This is a genomic window from Streptomyces sp. NPDC002104 (assembly GCF_053593795.1).
Genome location: NZ_JBSFDF010000006.1, coordinates 114,843 through 131,085, shown reverse-complemented (window position 1 = coordinate 131,085; position 16,243 = coordinate 114,843). Strand labels below are relative to the sequence as shown.

Here is a 16,243-nt window from a genome sequence, read left to right as displayed (position 1 = left end):
CCCGGCAGTGAGAGGGCCGACCCCTCAGCGGTTCGGGTGGTTCGGGGACAGGAAGACGATGACGCCCGTTTCCGTGCCGGGGAGGGGTGCCACCTCGTGCCAGCCCAGGCGGCGGTACGTGGCCACCGTGTTTCTGGCCAGGCGGCTCGTCAGGAGCCAGGCCCGGTGGTCCGGGGCGTCGGTGGTGATCTCGGTGAGGAGGTCCCGGGCGGTGCCGCGGCCGCGCGCGTGGGGGCGTACCGCGAGTTCGTCTATCTCCAGCGCCCCGGTGAGGAGTTCCTTCACCCGGGCCGAACCGAGCTGCGCCGCGACCTGCGCGTACGCGCGGTTCTTCGGGAAGGCCGCCGGGGTGATCCAGCCCGTGGCGAAGCCGTCGATGCCGGTGGCGGACTGGGCCAGGGCCGTACGGAAGCCCCGGCGCCGGGCGTCGGCCGGGAGGCGGGCGGCGAATTGGCGAATGGTTTCTTCGTCTTCGTTCCACGGCGGGGCGGAGAAGACGTCGGCGTAGGCGTCGACCAGTTCGTCCGCGAGGTCGAGGACGGACTGTCCGTAGCAGATCACGATGTCCTGGCTCCTGATGTGGGTGAGGTGGGGTGGGGTGAGGTGAGGTGGGGTGGAGGGGGTGGGCGGGTGGGTGGGGCTCAGGTGGTTTGCCCCTTTGGGTGGGAGATTGAATTTATGCCCATCGGGTTCCCTCAGCAGACATCGCGCGGATCCGGCGAGTGTGCGACAAATCCCCTCGGCGCGGTCCGTGTCGGGCGGCCGGGCGGCCGCGTTGTGCACCGTGTGGACAGACTGCTTCGGGCCGTCGGCGGGTGCGGGCTCGCGTTTCTGCTCGTGTTGGGCGTGGTGGCGGTGCTGCCGCGCGGTGTACGGGACGCGGTGCCGGATCCGGTGATCGGCGGCGCCGTACTGGTGCTGGGTGCGGTGGGGGCCCGGCGGGTGGTCAAGCGGTCGGGTTAGCCTCGGGGGCGAAGAGGTGTGCGCGTAGGAACCGATGAACTGAGGGAGTTGGACAGCATGGCACGGGTACCGAGCTCTGTGGTGGCGGCCGCCGGTCTGGTCGGGGGTTACGCCGTCGCGCGGTGGACCAAGAAGCGGCCGCTCGGCGGTGTCGTGCTCGGCGCCGCGGGCGTCGTGGCCGGCCGGGAGTGGCACAAGCGCGGCGGCGCTCCGGCCGCGGCCGGGCTCGGTGCGCTGTACCTCGCCGGGTTCGCCGGGGCGCACCCGCTGGCGAAGAAGGTCGGCGCCTGGCCGGCCGTCATCGGGGCCGCGGGTGTCGTGGCCGCCGCCTCCTGGGCCGTCGCCGACCGCGGCTGAGCCCTGGCCGGGGCCCGGCCCCGCAGCGCTGTATCCGGGCCCTGTGGCCTCCCGTACGAGAAGGGTCCCCGGCATGCCCGATCGCGCACTGAGTTTCGGCGAGCGGGCGCAGGCGTACGAGCGGTTCCGGCCGGGGTGTCCCCCGGAGCTGTTCGACCTCGTGCGGGAGTACGCCGGCGGTCCGGTCCCGAGCGCCCTGGAGATCGGGGCCGGCACCGGCAAGGCGACCCGGCTGTTCGCCGCGCGAGGGGTCGCGGTCACCGCCACCGACCCGGACGGGGCCATGCTCGCCGAGCTGCGCAAGCACGTGCCGGCCGGCGTCCGGACGGTACGGAGCTCCCTCGAGGACCTGCGGCCGGGCCGGCGGCGGTACGCGCTCGTCTACGCGGTGGCTGCGCTGCACTGGACCGACCCGGAGGGCCGGTGGGCGCGGGTGGCCTCCCTGCTGGAACCGGCGGGCGTGTTCGCCTCGGCGGGCGGGCAGGTGCGGACGGCCGATCCGGCCGTGACGGAAGCCGTTCGTGCGGCACGGGCTCCCCTCCTGGAGAGCGACGAGGTCCCGTCCCCGGACGGGACGGCGTCGGACGGGATCCCGTCCCCGGACGGGACGACGCCGGACGGGACCACGTCGGACGGCGCCATGCAGTGGCCGGGGACCGAGCTGCAGCGGTCCGCCTCCGCCTCCGCGTGGTTCACCGATGTCCGGCAGGCACTGATCGGCCGCCGTTTGACGATGAGCAGCGAGGACTACCTCGGCTACCTCTCCACCGTCTCGGCCTATGCCGTGCTGCCGGCCACCGAGCGGGAGCAGGTGTTCCGCCGGATCGCACGGGTCCTGCCGGCCCGCGTCGAGATCGTCGCCGACCTCACCGTCCATCTCGCCCGGCGCCGCTGATCGAGCCCGGGAGCCGGTTGCTCGGCCGGCGCCGCCGGCCGCGGACCGCCCCCGGGCGCGACGACTCGTACGGCGCCCCCGACCACGCCAGCCCGGAGCGCGTCCCGTACGCCGCCGCGCCGCCAACCCGGCCCCGCCCGGCCCCGCCCCGCCCCCGCTACGCCCCGAAGGCCCGCGACAGGGTGTAGATCAGCAGGCCCGCCAAGGCTCCGACCACCGTGCCGTTGATGCGGATGAACTGCAGGTCGCGGCCGATGTGGGCCTCGATCTTGCGCGAGGTGTGCTCCGCGTCCCAGCCCGCGACCGTGTCCGTGATCAGGGAGGTGATCTCCGTACGGTACGTGGTGACCACGTACACGACCGCGCCCTCGATCCAGCCCTCCACCTTGTCCTGGAGGCGGCCGTCCGTGGCCAGCCTGGCGCCCAGGGACATCAGCGAGGAACGGACCCGCAGGCGCAGCGCGCTGCGCTCGTCCTCCGCCGCCGAGATGATCATCGAGCGGACCGCCGTCCAGGTGGAGGCGATCACGTCCTGGACCTCCTCCCGCTGCAGGATCTCCGACTTCAGGCGCTCCACCCGGGCCCGCGTGTCCGTGTCCGACTGGAGGTCCGCCGCGAAGTCCGCGAGGAAGCGGTCCACCGCTCCGCGCGCCGGGTGCTCCGGCATGTCCCGCATCTCCTGGACGAAGCGGAGCAGTTCCTTGTAGACGCGGTCGCCGATCTTGCGGTCCACGAACCTCGGGGTCCAGCCGGGCGCCCCGCCCTGCACCGCCGCCTCGACCGACTCGGCGTGGGTGACCAGCCAGTCGTACGCCCGCGCGCACACGAGGTCCACGACCCGGCGGTGGCCGCCGTCCGCGACGACCTTCTCCAGTGCCTTGCCGATCCCCGGCGCGATCTCCGCCGTCTCCGCCCGCCGCGTGATCGCCTCGCCCACGACGGCCTGCACGTCGGAGTCCCGCAGCACGGTCAGCGCCCCGCGCAGGGCCGTGGCCAGTTCTGCCGTGACCCGGTCGGCGTGCGCGGGCTCGGCCAGCCAGGCGCCGAGCCGGCCGCCGATGCCGAGGGCGTGCAGCCTCGTGCGCACGACGTCCGCGGAGAGGAAGTTCTCCCCGACGAACTCCCCGAGCGAGATGCCGAGCTGATCCTTCTTCGTCGGGATGATCGCGGTGTGCGGGATGGGCAGGCCGAGCGGCCGCCGGAAGAGCGCGGTGACGGCGAACCAGTCCGCGAGCGCGCCGACCATGCCCGCCTCGGCCCCGGCCGCGACGTACCCGGCCCAGCCGCCCGCGCCCGCGTGCTCCGCCCATGTCGCCGCCACGTAGATCAGCGCGACCAGGAGCAGCAGGCCGGTGGCGGTGCGCTTCATCCGGCGGACGCCGCGCCTGCGCTCCTCGTCCGCCTCGCTGAACACGAACCCGCCCCGCGCGGTCGATGCGGTCGATGCGGTCGATGACGGGGGCCGCGCCGTCCGCCTCGTCGGCTTGGTCGCCGTGCTGCCCTGCTCCACGTGCTCCTGCCTTCCCCCGGGCGACGGTTTCGTCCGCATAGCATCCGACTCCCGGGGTGCCCGGGGAGTTCCCGGCGCGCCGTACTGGTCCCCCGTACGGGGAACCGTTCCGCCCTACAGTTCCTTGCGCGGCTTCTGCTTCGGGACCGCACGCTGCTTGGGCGGCTTCACCTTGACATCGACCCCGCCCCAGAAGGCGAGGCCCGTCACGACCACCCGCGGAGCCCCCGGATCCACCGGGCCGGGGTTGCCGCCCTGGTCGAAGCCGCCCATCACGCCTATGCCCCGTACGTCGACCTCGACGCCCGGCGGCACGGTGATCTGGATGCCGCCCATGATGGCGACGCAGTTGATGACCACCTCCCGCTCCGCGAAGTTCGCCTCGCGCAGGTCGATGTCACCGCCGCCCCAGAACGCCACCGCGTGGAACCGGGCGGGCACGGTCCAGTTGCCCTTGCGCTGGAAGCCCGACATGACCGCCACGGCCATGGCCGGGCCGCCCGCCGCCCCTCCTGCGCCCACGATCCGGGCCGGCCAGGCGGCCTCCGATCCCGCCGGCGCCCCCTTCGTCAGCCCGACCGGCGTCCCCGGGGCGGCCGCCATCGGGGCCGTCTCGCCGGGCGCGGGCAGATCCCGTGTCAGGGGTTCGAGCTCCGCGTACGTACGGGACCGGTAGGCCGCGTCCAGCCGCTCCTCGAACTCGTCCATGTCGAGCCGGCCCTCGGCGACGGCGTCCCGCAGCCGGTCCACCACCCGCTCCCGGTCGGCGTCCGATGCCCTCAGCTCCGGAAGCGGTGACGTCCCGGGCAACGGCGGCAACGGCGTCTCAGGCCGCTCATCACTCATGTGGACCAGCCTATGCAGTCACCCCCGAGAGCGGTACGGGACGAACCCCGCCCGGGCTCAGGGTTGTCCCTGATTTAACCCCGCCCCGCGTACATCCGCGCGATCACGTCCTCGATGTCCGGCTCCCGCACCGACAGGTCCAGCAGCGGGTACTCCGCCGCCACCGCCGCCACCAGCGGGGCCGCCGAAGCGCGCGCCGGGAAGGCCAGCCACTGCCGTGCGCCCTCCACCTTCACCACCCGCGCCCCCGCCACCTCGATCGGCGGGAGCTCCCGCTCCAGGTCCACCACCAGCGTCCGCTCGCTCGCCGCCGCGCCGTCCGCGCCGCCCGCCGTGTGCAGTCCGCCCAGGGAGCCGTCGTACACCAGCCGCCCGTGGTCGATCACCATCACCCGTTCGCACAACTGCTCGATGTCCTGGAGGTCGTGCGTGGTCAGCAGCACCGTCGTGCCGAGCTCCTCGTTCAGCTGCCGCAGGAAGGCCCGTACGCTCGCCTTGCTCACCACGTCCAGCCCGATCGTCGGCTCGTCCAGGTACAGCACGTCCGGGTCGTGCAGCAGCGCCGCCGCGATGTCCCCGCGCATCCGCTGGCCGAGCGACAGCTGCCGTACGGGGACGTCGAGCAGCTCGGCGAGGTCGAGCCGGTCCACGCAGCGCTCCATGTTCTGCGCGAACCGGGCCGGCGGGATCCGGTACATCCGCCGCATCAGGGCGTACGAGTCCTTCAGCGGCAGGTCCCACCACAGCGTCGTGCGCTGCCCGAACACCACCCCGATCCGGTGCGCGAGGCGCAGCCGCTCCCGTGCCGGGTCGATGCCGGCGACGCGCAGCCGTCCGGCGCTCGGGGTGAGGATGCCGGTCAGCATCTTGATGGTGGTCGACTTGCCGGCGCCGTTGGGCCCGATGTAGCCGACCATCTCGCCCCGGGCCACCTCGAAGCTGATCCCGTCCACGGCTCTGACCTGCCGTTTCTCCCGGCGCACCAGGCCCACGCGGCGCCGTACGTCGAAGACCTTCTCGACCTCGTGCAGTGAAATCAGCGCATCCGACACGGCTAGCTCCCGGTACTGCGGTACGAACGGACCCCCGCGCGCCAGGCCAGCGACGCGGGAAGGAACACCACGAAGGCCACCAGCGGGCTCGCGAACGCCGCCCACCCCGGCAACCCCAGCGGATCGGGCCGGCCCAGCACGTACAGCGCGGGCAGCCAGTTGACGAAGGCGAGCGGCACGATGAAGGTCACCCCGCGCAGCAGGTCCTTCGCGAAGACGGTCGGCGGGTACTGGAGCATGGTGCAGCCGCCGTAGGTGAAGCTGTTCTGCACCTCCGCGGCGTCCCCGGCGACGAACTGGAAGGCCGCGCCGGCCACCATCACCGCGCCGAAGATCGCCGCCCCGGCGGTGATCATCACCGGCACCATCAGGGCCTTCCCGACGGTCCAGTGCAGCTGGTCCAGCTCCGAGACCGCCCACCCCAGCACCGCGAGCCCCTGCCCGACCCTCCCCAGCCGGCGCAGCGCGAAACGGTCGGCGGCCACCTGGGCGAGCACCGGCACCGGGCGCACCAGCATGGTGTCGAGGGAGCCGTCGCGGATCCGGGAGCCGATCCGGTCGGTGTTGCCGAGCAGCAGGTCGGCCAGGCCCAGCGAGGCCGAGCAGGACCCGTACAGCAGGGCGATCTCGGGCAGCGTGAAGCCGCCCAGCTCGTCTACGTGCGAGAACATGATCATGATCGCGACGAAGTCCAGGAGCGTGATGGCCGCGTTGCCGAAGGTGGAGAGGAAGAAGGAGGTGCGGTACGTCATCGTCGACCGGATCCACATCGCGGCGATCAGCCCGTAGCCGCGCAGCCCCTCCAGAACCCGGCTGCGCCCCGGGACGAGGACCCCCTCCGCGCCCGCCCGCCCCTCCGGGGCGGCCACGCCGACTCCGACTCCGCCGACTCCGCCGGCCTCCCCGGCCCCGCCCTCCACCACCCGCTCAGCCACCCTGGACCACCACCTTCCGCGTCGCGGCCGACTGCACCAGCCGGCCCAGCCCGAGCAGCGCGAGCGCCCACGCGGCCTGGAAACCCAGCAGCCCCGCCGTCCGCGCGGCCCCGCCTCCCCCGCCGCCTCCGCCTCCTCCCCCGCCGAGCAGGACGTCCACCGGCACCTGGAGCATCGCCGCCCAGGGCAGCAGGCGGACGAACTCCCCGAAGCCGCCCGGGAACACGGTCAGCGGCAGCAGCATCCCGGAGAAGAAGACGGAGACGACCGTGGCCATCATGTTGATCCCGGCCCCGTCCATCAGCCAGAACGCCGCCAGGCCCAGCAGGTAGCGCAGCGCGAAGCTCACCACCAGCCCGAGGAGCACGGACACCAGGAAGAGCAGCCAGCGCAACGGAGCGGTGGGCAGCGCCAGGTGGAAGGCGAGCCCGCCGATCACCAGCGGTACTACGCCGCGGCCCAGGAGTTGAAACCCCGCCCGGCCCAGATCACCCGCGAGCCACCACGCCTGGAGATCGGCCGGACGGTACAGGTCGACGGCGATGTCACCCGTACGGACGCGCTCTTGGAACTCCTCCTGGAAGCCGCCGCCGATCAGCGCCCCGGCGGCGAGCAGCGCCTGACTGACCCACATGAACGTCAGGGCCTCGGACTGGTCGTAGCCGCCGAGCCCGGGCCGCTCGTCCCAGAGCGCGATGTAGGTGTAGGCGAGGATGAAACCGAACACGGTGTTGGTGAACACCCCGGCCGCGGTGGCCGTTCCGTAGGTGGCGTACCGGCGAAAGCCGCCTGCCGCGACCGCCCCGTAGAGCCCGGCTCGTCCCACTACCGGCTGGCGCACCCCATCCCCTCCGTTTCCCAGGTCGTTGCTGCGTCGTTCCTACGTCGGCCAAAGCGCGCGAGCTTAGTGCGGAGGGGCGATCCACGCGAACGATTTACGCCCGTCCGGAGCGGAACCGGCGGCCATCGGGTAGACAGCATGAGGTACAGATGTGGATATTTCGTACGGCGCCGAGGAGTCCCGGAGATGAGCGACCCGTCACCACCGCCCGGCTGGACGCCTCGCGATCCCGACACCCCCGACGCGCAGCCGGCTCCGGGCCCCGACGCGTCCCGGCACGCCGGGGCACCGGCAGCGCCCGAGAACTCCATGACCGCCAAGGAGGCGAAGAGGGCGGAGAAACAGCGGGCGAAGGCGGCGAAGAAGGCCAAGCGCAAGCGCACCGGCTGGCGCCGGCTCCTCCCGACGTGGCGCATGGTCCTGGGCGCGTGCCTGCTGCTCGCCCTGCTCATCGGCGGCGCCCTCGTGGCCGGCTACCTGCTGGTCCACATCCCGCCCGCGAACGCGGCGGCCACGGCGCAGTCCAACGTCTACCTCTACACCGACGGCACCCAGCTCGCCCGCGACGGCGAGGTCAACCGCGTCAACGTGCCGCTGTCCCAGATCCCCCTGACCGTCCAGGAGGCCGTACTGGCCGCCGAGGACCGCGACTTCCACTCCGAACGGGCCGTGGATCCCGCGGCGATGCTGCGCGCCGCGTGGAACACCGCGACCGGCAAGGGCACCCAGTCCGGATCGACCATCACCCAGCAGTACGTCAAGAACTACTACCTGGGCCAGGAACAGACGATCAAGCGGAAGGTGAAGGAGTTCTTCATCGCGATCAAACTCGGTCGTGAGAAGTCGAAGAACTACATCCTCGAGGGGTACCTCAACACCAGCTACTTCGGCCGCAACGCCTACGGGATCCAGGCCGCCGCCCAGGCCTACTACGGCAAGGACGTCGGCAAACTCACCACCGCCGAAGGCGCCTACCTCGCCACCCTCCTCAACTCCCCCAGCGCCTTCGACGTCGTCGCCCACCCCCAGGGCCGCGGCCGCGCCCTCGCCCGCTGGAACTACGTGCTCGACGGCATGGTCAAGAAGGGCTGGATGACGCCCGCCGAGCGCGCGGCCACCCGCTTCCCCGAACCCGGAAAGATCCGCCCGGCCGCCGGCCTCTCCGGACAGCGCGGCTACCTCGTCGAGGCCATCAAGGACTACATCGCCGAGAACAAGATCCTCGACGACAAGACCCTCGCCGAGGGCGGCTACCGCATCACCACGACCATCGACAGGACCCGCCAGACCGCCATGGTCGACGCCGTCAACGACAAGATGGTCAGCAAGCTCGACCCCGCCAAGCGCAAGGCGGACCGCGTCGTACGCACCGGAGCCGTCTCCATCGACCCGGCCACCGGCAAGGTCGTCGCGATGTACGGCGGCATCGACTACACCAAGCAGTACGTCAACAACGCCACCCGGCACGACTACCAAGTGGCCTCCACCTTCAAGCCGTTCGTCTTCGCCTCCGCCGTGCAGAACGGCTCGCGCACCCAGGACGGCCGCACGATCACCCCGTACACGATCTACAACGGCAACAACCGGCGGCCCGTCGTCGGCAGCCGCATCCCCTTCGACCCCGAGAACGAGGGGCAGGTCAGCTACGGCAACATCACCGTCAACGCCGCCACCGACCTCTCCGTCAACAGCGTCTTCGCCCAGATGGTCGTCGACGTCGGCACCGACAAGGTCAAGCGGACCGCCATCGACCTCGGCATCCCCGAGAACACCCCGAACTTCGCCCCGGTACCGGCCATGGCGCTGGGCACCATGCAGGCCAGCGTCCTGGACATGACCCAGGCCTACGCGACCCTCGCCGACCACGGCCGCCGCACCCCGTACACCTTCGTCGAGAAGATCACCAAGGCCGGGGACGCCGTCCCGCTGCCGCCGCGCGACCCGGCCCAGGCCGTCAGCCGCGAAGCCGCCGACACCACCACGTCCATGCTGGTCAGCGTCGTGGACAACGGCACCGGTACGGCCGCCCTGGCCGCCGGCCACCCGGCCGCGGGCAAGACGGGCACCGCCGAACTGGACCGCTCGGCCTGGTTCGCGGCGTACACCCCGAACCTGGTCACGGTCGTCTCGATGATGGGCCAGGACCCGGACACCGGCTCCCTGGAATCCCTCTACGGGGCCCTGGGCGAGGCCCGCATCGGAGGCGGCGGCTACCCGGCCCGGATCTGGGCGCAGTACACGAAGACGGCCCTGGCGGACAGCGACCCCGTGGACTTCGACCTGGAGCTCATGCCCGGCGCGAACCGGCCCCCGCAGCCTCCGCCCGTGGAGCCGAACCCGAACCAGTCCGAGGAGGAAACCCCGGGCGACCGTCCCTCGGGCCGGCCGGGGCGCCCGACCCGGAGCCCGTCGACGGGCGGTCAGACGGACGGGGGCAGGACGGACGGAGGCCAGACCACCGGAGGCCGGACCGACGGAGGCCAGACCACCGGGGGCCGGACGGACGGAGGCCAGACCACCGGCGGGCAGACCACCGGGGGGCGGACCACCGGAGGCGATACCACCGGAGGCCAGACCGACGGCGGCACCACGAACGGCGCCACGAACGGCACGACGACGGGCACGACGGCGGGCACCCAGGGCGGTGCCACCGAGGGCCTGCGCCCACCGGCGGACCTCCTGGAGTAGCCGCCGCCCGACCACGACGGGCCCGGGACACCGCAAGGCCCGTGACATGACGGTGGCCGCCCCCTTCCTCGGGGGCGGCCACCGGCACGTTCATGTCCTGCGGACCGGTCAGAGCAGGTTGTAGGCCTGGAAACCGCTGCCGATCTTCACCGGCTTCGCGAACGGGGCGGCAGCGCTGCCGGTGCCCGAGTAGCGGTAGAGGTCCCCGTTGGACTTCCGCGCGACCAGGTCGGTCTTGCCGTCGCCCGTCAGGTCACCCACCGACACCAGCCGGTTGTAGGTGTTCCAGCCGGCACCGATCTTCGTGCGCGGCGCGAACGGGGCCGCGTAGTTGCCGGTGCCCTTGTAGAGCCACAGCACCCCGGAGCCGTCCCGCGCCACGATGTCGGCCTTGCCGTCACCGGTCAGGTCGCCCTGCCCGGCGATCTGGGTGTACTGGCCCCAGCCGGCGCCGATCTTGATCCGCGAGGTGACCCGGCCGTCCGGGTAGGCCAGGTACTCGTAGAGCACGCCCGCCTTGTCGACACCCAGCAGATCGGCCGACGTGCCGCCGCCGAGGTTGCCCGGGGACAGCATCGTCGAACCGTAGATCTGGTACCCGGTCCCGACCTGCTTCGACTGGACCTGGCCCTGGGCGTCCTCCCAGAGGTAGCGGACCTTGCCGTCCTTGTGCACGGCCCAGAAGGCCTCGCCGAACCCGTCCTTGTCGTTGTCCACATCAATGAAATCGGTGACGTACGAGTAGTCCAGGTCGACGTTGTACGGGGCCTGGAAACCACCCTTCCCGTTCGGGCCGAACAGGTCCAGCGAGAAGTTCTTCTTGTTGACCCCGTACAGCGGGAAGGTCGGCGTCTCGACCGAGGCCAGTGCCCGCGCCGTCGGCTGCCCACCCGGGTGCGCGCCACGCTGCGAGGCGGCGGCCTTCGCGGCTGCAGCGTCGGCCGAGCCGCCGTCGGCGAAAGCGGTACCGCCCGCGACGGCCGCCGCGAGCGCGACCGCCGTACCGACGACGACGCCGCGCAGGGCGGTGGAACGCTTACCGAAAGCCATGTGAATCCCCCTGAGAATGGACCGCGGCCCTGTTGATCACCGCCGCGGTGCCACACCCTCTCATACGTCCGGCCCGCTCTCCGCCGGGTTTTTCCGCGGTGCCGAACCCCCGGAAAAATTTCCGCCCGCACCTACAACCCTCGCCGCCCCACGGGGGTCTCACCTGTAGCACCCATGTGTTCCGGAGCCCCTGACGGGCCCGTGCGTCGACCACCACGGGCGCCGGTCCGGCATGTCCGCCGGCCCCCGGGCGAGCGGTCCGGCAGGCCCGTGCCCGCCGTTTCCCCGCCCGGTCCGGGGACCTCTGTGAGACAGCCCACCCTCGGTGGACATCAGTGGCCGGAGGTCGCCTTCAGCCCCACGACGGCGACCAGCAGCAGACAGATGAAGAAGATCCGGGCGGCCGTGACGGGCTCCCCCAGCACCACCATGCCGAGCACCGCCGCACCGGCGGCGCCGATACCGACCCAGACGCCGTAGGCCGTACCGATCGGCAGGGTCTTCGCGGCGTACGACAGCAGCACCATGCTCGCCACGATGCCCGCGCCCGTGAACACGCTCGGCCACAGCCGCGTGAACCCTTCGGTGAACTTCATGCCGATCGACCAGCCGACTTCGAGCAGACCGGCGAGAAGAAGCAGGAACCAGGCCATGACAGGCACCTCCGGAACGAGAGCGGAACGGGGTGCGTCGTCTTGTCATGCAGCCATCGGCAACAGCGCGACAGCCACCCGGTACGGCGCGTCTCGTCGGGGGTTCTTCACCACCGTAGCAAAACCGAACGAAAAGGGCCGGTGACGATGGTCACCGGCCCTTCTCCCACTCCGGACCCAGAATCCCGGGATGGATCCCAGGATCTAGAGGTAGAGCCCCGTGGAGTCCTCCGACCCCAGCCGCTCGGCGGCCACGGCGTGCAGGTCCCGCTCCCGCATCAGCAGGTACGTCGCCCCGCGCACCTCCACCTCGGCCCGCTCCTCGGGGTCGTACAGCACCCGGTCCCCCGGCTCGACCGTCCGTACGTTCTGCCCGACCGCGACCACCTCGGCCCAGGCCAGCCGCTTGCCCACCGCGGCCGTCGCCGGAATCAGGATGCCGCCGCCCGAGCGGCGCTCGCCCTCCGGCGAATCGGACTTCACGAGCACGCGGTCGTGGAGCATGCGGATGGGCAGCTTGTCGTGGGTGGTGGTGTTCTCGCTCACGCCCCGAACCTACCCGCCCACACCGGCCCCGCACCCCCCAGGGTCATCAGCGCTTGCGTCGCGCCGACAGCACCAGCAGGCCCACGACCCCGGCCGCGAGCAGCGCGACCGGCACGATCCGCTCGACGCGCGGGGCGCCGTCGTCGTGCCGCAGCCCGTCGCGGGCGTCGGTGACGAGACGGTTCACCGTCGCCACGGCGCGGCCGACGACGTGGTCGACGTTGCTGACCACCTTGGCCTTGGCGTCCCCGACGATCGTCTTGGGGTGCATGCGCACCCCGATCTCGTCGAGCGCCTCGGCGAGCTGCTCGCGGCGGCGGACGATGTCCGCCTCGATCTGTGCGGGGGTCCTGGCTTCCGGCACCGCGCTGCCTCCGTCGTCGTGGTCGGTCCCATGGCGGGCGTAGCCCGCCATGAACAGTCAGTCAGCAGCTTAGTCTCGACTTCGTACCGATCCCCTCTTGAGGAGACTGTTGAGCATGAGCGAGCGACTTGAGCCGGGCGACATCGCCCCCGCCTTCACCCTGCCCGACGCGGACGGCAACGAGATCTCGCTCGCCGACCACAAGGGCCGCAAGGTCATCGTCTACTTCTACCCGGCCGCGCTGACGCCGGGCTGCACGAAGCAGGCCTGCGACTTCACGGACAACCTGGCGGTCCTGGCCACGGCCGGCTACGACGTCATCGGTGTCTCGCCCGACAAGCCGGAGAAGCTGGCGAAGTTCCGCGAGCAGGAACACCTGAAGGTCACCCTGGTCGGCGACCCCTCGAAGGAGGTCCTGACGGCGTACGGGGCGTTCGGCGAGAAGAAGCTGTACGGCAAGACCGTCACCGGGGTCATCCGCTCCACGGTGATCGTCGACGAGGAGGGCAAGGTCGAACGCGCCCTCTACAACGTCAAGGCCACGGGCCACGTAGCCAAGATCATCAAGGACCTGGGCATCTGACCCCACCCCCCTTCCGCAGACACGGCCCGCACCCGCCCGGTGCGGGCCGCGCCGCTTCGGCGCCGCCTGCCCCGGACCGACCGCGCCCGCTCGCGCCGGTGCCCCAACTGCCATGCGCCTGCCGATACCTGGCGCCGGAATCGCCGACGGAAGTCTGTCGCCCGCGAGCGCCGGTCCGCCGTACACTGATCGGCAGCCGGTCGAGCTCGATGACAAAATTTGACCGGTTCTGAGCGGCCTTGGCGGAACGGTAGACGCCTTGCGTTTAGGTCGCAATGGGAGAAATCCCGTGAGGGTTCGAATCCCTCAGGCCGCACAGCCCGATGAATCGAAGGCCCGACTCGGAGAGTCGGGCCTTCGACGTGTGCGGGTCGGGTCGGGTCGGGTCGGGTCGGGTCGGGTCGGGTCAGCCCAGCAGTTCCCTCACCGCCGGGACCAGGGCGCGGAAGGCCTGGCCGCGGTGGGAGATGGCGTTCTTCTCCGCCGCCGTGAGTTCCGCGCAGGTGCGGGTCTCACCGAGGGGCTGGAGGATCGGGTCGTAGCCGAAGCCGCCCGTGCCCGCCGGGGTGTGGCGCAGGGTGCCCAGGAGGCGGCCTTCGACCACGCGTTCCGTGCCGTCGGGGAGGGCGAGGGCGGCCGCACAGAAGAAGTGGGCGGCGCGGTGTTCGTCGGCGATGTCGCCGAGCTGGGCCAGCAGCAGGTCGAGGTTCGCCTTGTCGTCGCCGTGGGTGCCGGCCCAGCGGGCCGAGAAGATGCCCGGTGCGCCGTTCAGGACGTCCACGCAGAGGCCCGAGTCGTCGGCGACGGCCGGCAGGCCCGTCGCCCGGGCCAGGGCGTGCGCCTTCAGGAGGGCGTTCTCGGCGAAGGTGACCCCGGTTTCCTTGACGTCGGGGATCTCCGGGTACGCGTCCGCGCCGACCAGCTCGTGCGGCAGGCCGGCGGCGGACAGGATGGCGTGGAGTTCGGTGACCTTGCCCGCGTTGCGCGTGGCGAGGATCAGACGGCTGGAAGCGCCGGCGGAGGCGGCGGGGGGCGGAGTCGGCGTCGAGGTCATGAGGCCATTATTCCGGTCCGGCGCCCGCGGGCCCCGGCCGGGCTCAGCCGGGGGTGCAGACCTTCGAGATCTCCTTCGCCGCTTCCGCGACCGGGGTGACGTCGGGGGTCGTGGTGCCGCTCTCGATGGAGGTGCGGACGTTCTGGACGGCCGTGTTCATCGAGGAAATGGCCTTGCTCAGATCGGCGTTGTCCGTCTGGTCGCCGACCTTCTTGAGGTTGGCCTCGATCGCGTTGAGCGCGTTCTGGGCGTCCTGCGGGCTGTTGCCGGCCTGCGAGACCGCCTGCTGGAGGTCGTTGGCGCCGTCCGTGATGGCGACCGCCGTGCTCGCGCAGTCCATCGCGGTCGAGATCGCGTCGCAGGAGGTGATCGCGGGTATGGCGAGCGCTGCCGTCAGGGCGACGGCTGCCAGGCGGTACTTCGGCTTCACTTCGGCCCCCAGGAGGATGTGGATCGGTGCAGGCGTGCGGATACGTGGACGGGCGCACGGCTTCGACGCCGTGCACCCGTATCCCGAGAGACGCGCGGACGGGCCGCGCGGTTGCCGTGGCTCGCGCCGGGCGGCCCGGAGTCGCTCTAGAGCGTGAGCTCCAGGGCGCTCAGCTGGAGCGCCTCCAGGTCGGCGCAGCCGCCGGCGGCCAGGTCGAGGAGGGCGTTGAGTTCCTTGCGGTCGAAGGGCTCGCCCTCGGCGGTGCCCTGGACCTCGACGAAGCGGCCGTCGCCGGTGCAGACCACGTTCATGTCGGTCTCCGCGCGCACGTCCTCCTCGTAGCAGAGGTCGAGGAGCGGGACGCCGTCGACGATGCCGACGCTGACGGCGGCGACGGTGCCGGTCAGGGGCTTGCGGCCGGCCTTGATGAGCTTCTTGCCCTGCCCCCAGGAGATGGCGTCGGCCAGGGCCACGTAGGCGCCGGTGATGGCCGCGGTGCGGGTGCCGCCGTCGGCCTGCAGGACGTCGCAGTCCAGAACGATGGTGTTCTCGCCGAGGGCCTTGTAGTCGATGACGGCGCGCAGCGAGCGGCCGATCAGGCGGGAGATCTCGTGGGTGCGGCCGCCGATCTTGCCGCGTACGGATTCGCGGTCGCCGCGGGTGTTCGTGGCGCGGGGCAGCATCGAGTACTCGGAGGTGACCCAGCCCTCGCCGCTGCCCTTGCGCCAGCGCGGGACGCCTTCGCTGAAGGAGGCGGTGCAGAAGACCTTGGTGTCCCCGAAGGAGACGAGGACGGAGCCCTCTGCGTGCTTGCTCCATCCGCGTTCGATGGTGACCGGGCGGAGCTGTTCGGGCGTACGGCCGTCGATGCGAGACATGGCCCCGAGCCTAGCCGGTGCGGGGGTACGAAAAGACCCCGTCCGGGTGCGTCCGGTCGGGGTCCTGTCGTAGGTACGGGTGCGCCCGGGGGCGCGTGCACGGGTGTGCGTGCGAGCCGGTGGGCTCAGCTCACATCATGTCTTCGATGTCGGCGGCGATCGGGTCGGCGTCGGTGCCGATGACGACCTGGATCGCGGTGCCCATCTTGACGACGCCGTGGGCGCCGGCGGCCTTCAGCGCGGCCTCGTCGACCTTGCTCGGGTCGATGACCTCGGTGCGCAGGCGGGTGATGCAGCCCTCGACCTCTTCGATGTTCTCGATGCCGCCGAGCCCGGCGACGATCTTCTCAGCCTTGGTGGCCATGTGTTTCTCCCTGAGTTCTACGAAGAACGAGTCCGACTGACATCCGGCGCCCGGCGTGTGCACGCCTGCCGCCCGACCGACCGACCAACCAGGGCGGTCCGCTTCGTCACGGTAGCCCACGATTGGACCAGCTACGCGGGCACATGCCCGGTATCTGCCGAATGATGACGATCAGCACCAACCTGCCCTCGGGCGGGTGAAATGCGATCGCCACACAAGTGGTCTACACCAGTG

General features: G+C 71.6%; 19 protein-coding genes, 1 tRNA gene and 1 riboswitch. Of the genes, 6 read left to right on the top strand and 14 right to left on the bottom strand.

Annotation, left to right across the window (positions count from 1 at the left end):
• Window positions 1–24: 24 nt before the first annotated feature.
• Complete coding sequence (locus ACWCP2_RS07835) at window positions 25–561, bottom strand: GNAT family N-acetyltransferase (RefSeq protein ID WP_450907696.1); 537 nt, start codon at window positions 559–561, stop codon at window positions 25–27.
• Between the two features lie 225 nt (window positions 562–786).
• Between ACWCP2_RS07835 and ACWCP2_RS07830 the strand changes: the two genes are divergently transcribed.
• From ACWCP2_RS07830 to ACWCP2_RS07820, 3 genes are all read left to right on the top strand, one after another.
• Window positions 787–963, top strand: a complete 177-nt coding sequence (locus ACWCP2_RS07830; RefSeq protein WP_450907695.1) for a hypothetical protein — start codon at window positions 787–789, stop codon at window positions 961–963.
• Between the two features lie 57 nt (window positions 964–1,020).
• Window positions 1,021–1,320, top strand: a complete 300-nt coding sequence (locus tag ACWCP2_RS07825) for a hypothetical protein (RefSeq protein WP_356509099.1) — start codon at window positions 1,021–1,023, stop codon at window positions 1,318–1,320.
• Window positions 1,321–1,393: 73 nt separating this feature from the next.
• Window positions 1,394–2,215: a class I SAM-dependent methyltransferase gene (locus ACWCP2_RS07820; protein WP_450907694.1), complete on the top strand. Its 822-nt coding sequence runs from the start codon at window positions 1,394–1,396 to the stop codon at window positions 2,213–2,215.
• 157 nt (window positions 2,216–2,372) lie between these two features.
• On the opposite strand, the gene ACWCP2_RS07815 is transcribed toward ACWCP2_RS07820, so the two are convergent.
• The 5 genes from ACWCP2_RS07815 to ACWCP2_RS07795 all read right to left on the bottom strand — a co-directional run bounded on the left by ACWCP2_RS07815 (window position 2,373) and on the right by ACWCP2_RS07795 (window position 7,399).
• On the bottom strand, window positions 2,373–3,764 hold the full coding sequence (locus ACWCP2_RS07815) for a DUF445 domain-containing protein (RefSeq protein WP_450907693.1): 1,392 nt from the start codon (window positions 3,762–3,764) through the stop codon (window positions 2,373–2,375).
• A gap of 75 nt (window positions 3,765–3,839) precedes the next feature.
• Entirely contained in the window at window positions 3,840–4,571 is a 732-nt protein-coding gene (locus tag ACWCP2_RS07810; protein WP_450907692.1) for a DUF1707 SHOCT-like domain-containing protein, read from the bottom strand.
• A 74-nt stretch (window positions 4,572–4,645) separates the two neighbouring features.
• Window positions 4,646–5,623 carry an ABC transporter ATP-binding protein gene (locus tag ACWCP2_RS07805; protein WP_450907691.1) on the bottom strand — a complete coding sequence of 326 codons (978 nt, stop codon included), beginning with the start codon at window positions 5,621–5,623 and terminating at the stop codon, window positions 4,646–4,648.
• A 2-nt stretch (window positions 5,624–5,625) separates the two neighbouring features.
• On the bottom strand, window positions 5,626–6,558 hold the full coding sequence (locus tag ACWCP2_RS07800) for an ABC transporter permease (RefSeq protein ID WP_450907690.1): 933 nt from the start codon (window positions 6,556–6,558) through the stop codon (window positions 5,626–5,628).
• A complete protein-coding gene (locus tag ACWCP2_RS07795) occupies window positions 6,551–7,399 on the bottom strand; it encodes an ABC transporter permease (protein WP_450907689.1) in 849 nt (282 codons plus the stop codon). The genes ACWCP2_RS07800 and ACWCP2_RS07795 overlap by 8 nt, the downstream gene beginning before the upstream one ends.
• A gap of 186 nt (window positions 7,400–7,585) precedes the next feature.
• Between ACWCP2_RS07795 and ACWCP2_RS07790 the strand changes: the two genes are divergently transcribed.
• Window positions 7,586–10,087: a transglycosylase domain-containing protein gene (locus tag ACWCP2_RS07790; RefSeq protein ID WP_450907688.1), complete on the top strand. Its 2,502-nt coding sequence runs from the start codon at window positions 7,586–7,588 to the stop codon at window positions 10,085–10,087.
• Between the two features lie 108 nt (window positions 10,088–10,195).
• On the opposite strand, the gene ACWCP2_RS07785 is transcribed toward ACWCP2_RS07790, so the two are convergent.
• The 4 genes from ACWCP2_RS07785 to ACWCP2_RS07770 all read right to left on the bottom strand — a co-directional run bounded on the left by ACWCP2_RS07785 (window position 10,196) and on the right by ACWCP2_RS07770 (window position 12,751).
• A complete protein-coding gene (locus ACWCP2_RS07785; RefSeq protein ID WP_450907687.1) occupies window positions 10,196–11,137 on the bottom strand; it encodes an FG-GAP repeat domain-containing protein in 942 nt (313 codons plus the stop codon).
• Window positions 11,138–11,469: 332 nt separating this feature from the next.
• The gene (locus ACWCP2_RS07780) at window positions 11,470–11,790 is read right to left on the bottom strand and encodes a DMT family transporter (protein WP_450907686.1); all 321 of its coding nucleotides are present in this window, start codon (window positions 11,788–11,790) and stop codon (window positions 11,470–11,472) included.
• Between the two features lie 31 nt (window positions 11,791–11,821).
• A riboswitch (guanidine-III (ykkC-III) riboswitch) is annotated at window positions 11,822–11,907 on the bottom strand.
• An 87-nt stretch (window positions 11,908–11,994) separates the two neighbouring features.
• Window positions 11,995–12,336, bottom strand: a complete 342-nt coding sequence (locus tag ACWCP2_RS07775; protein WP_250741151.1) for a GroES family chaperonin — start codon at window positions 12,334–12,336, stop codon at window positions 11,995–11,997.
• Window positions 12,337–12,382: 46 nt separating this feature from the next.
• Window positions 12,383–12,751, bottom strand: coding sequence for a DUF3618 domain-containing protein (locus ACWCP2_RS07770; protein WP_450907685.1), 369 nt, complete (start codon window positions 12,749–12,751; stop codon window positions 12,383–12,385).
• A 64-nt stretch (window positions 12,752–12,815) separates the two neighbouring features.
• On the opposite strand from ACWCP2_RS07770, the gene bcp reads away from it, so the two are divergent.
• Window positions 12,816–13,283 carry a thioredoxin-dependent thiol peroxidase gene (bcp, locus tag ACWCP2_RS07765; RefSeq protein ID WP_250741149.1) on the top strand — a complete coding sequence of 156 codons (468 nt, stop codon included), beginning with the start codon at window positions 12,816–12,818 and terminating at the stop codon, window positions 13,281–13,283.
• 233 nt (window positions 13,284–13,516) lie between these two features.
• Window positions 13,517–13,599, top strand: a tRNA-Leu gene (locus tag ACWCP2_RS07760).
• A 90-nt stretch (window positions 13,600–13,689) separates the two neighbouring features.
• On the opposite strand, the gene rdgB is transcribed toward ACWCP2_RS07760, so the two are convergent.
• From rdgB to ACWCP2_RS07740, 4 genes are all read right to left on the bottom strand, one after another.
• Entirely contained in the window at window positions 13,690–14,337 is a 648-nt protein-coding gene (rdgB, locus tag ACWCP2_RS07755; protein WP_450907684.1) for an RdgB/HAM1 family non-canonical purine NTP pyrophosphatase, read from the bottom strand.
• 43 nt (window positions 14,338–14,380) lie between these two features.
• A complete protein-coding gene (locus ACWCP2_RS07750) occupies window positions 14,381–14,767 on the bottom strand; it encodes a hypothetical protein (protein WP_450907683.1) in 387 nt (128 codons plus the stop codon).
• Between the two features lie 146 nt (window positions 14,768–14,913).
• Window positions 14,914–15,645 (bottom strand): ribonuclease PH, encoded by a 732-nt coding sequence (gene rph, locus ACWCP2_RS07745; protein ID WP_383948597.1) that lies wholly within the window; start codon window positions 15,643–15,645, stop codon window positions 14,914–14,916.
• Window positions 15,646–15,775: 130 nt separating this feature from the next.
• Window positions 15,776–16,072, bottom strand: a complete 297-nt coding sequence (locus tag ACWCP2_RS07740) for a glucose PTS transporter subunit EIIB (protein ID WP_450907682.1) — start codon at window positions 16,070–16,072, stop codon at window positions 15,776–15,778.
• Window positions 16,073–16,243: the final 171 nt, after the last annotated feature.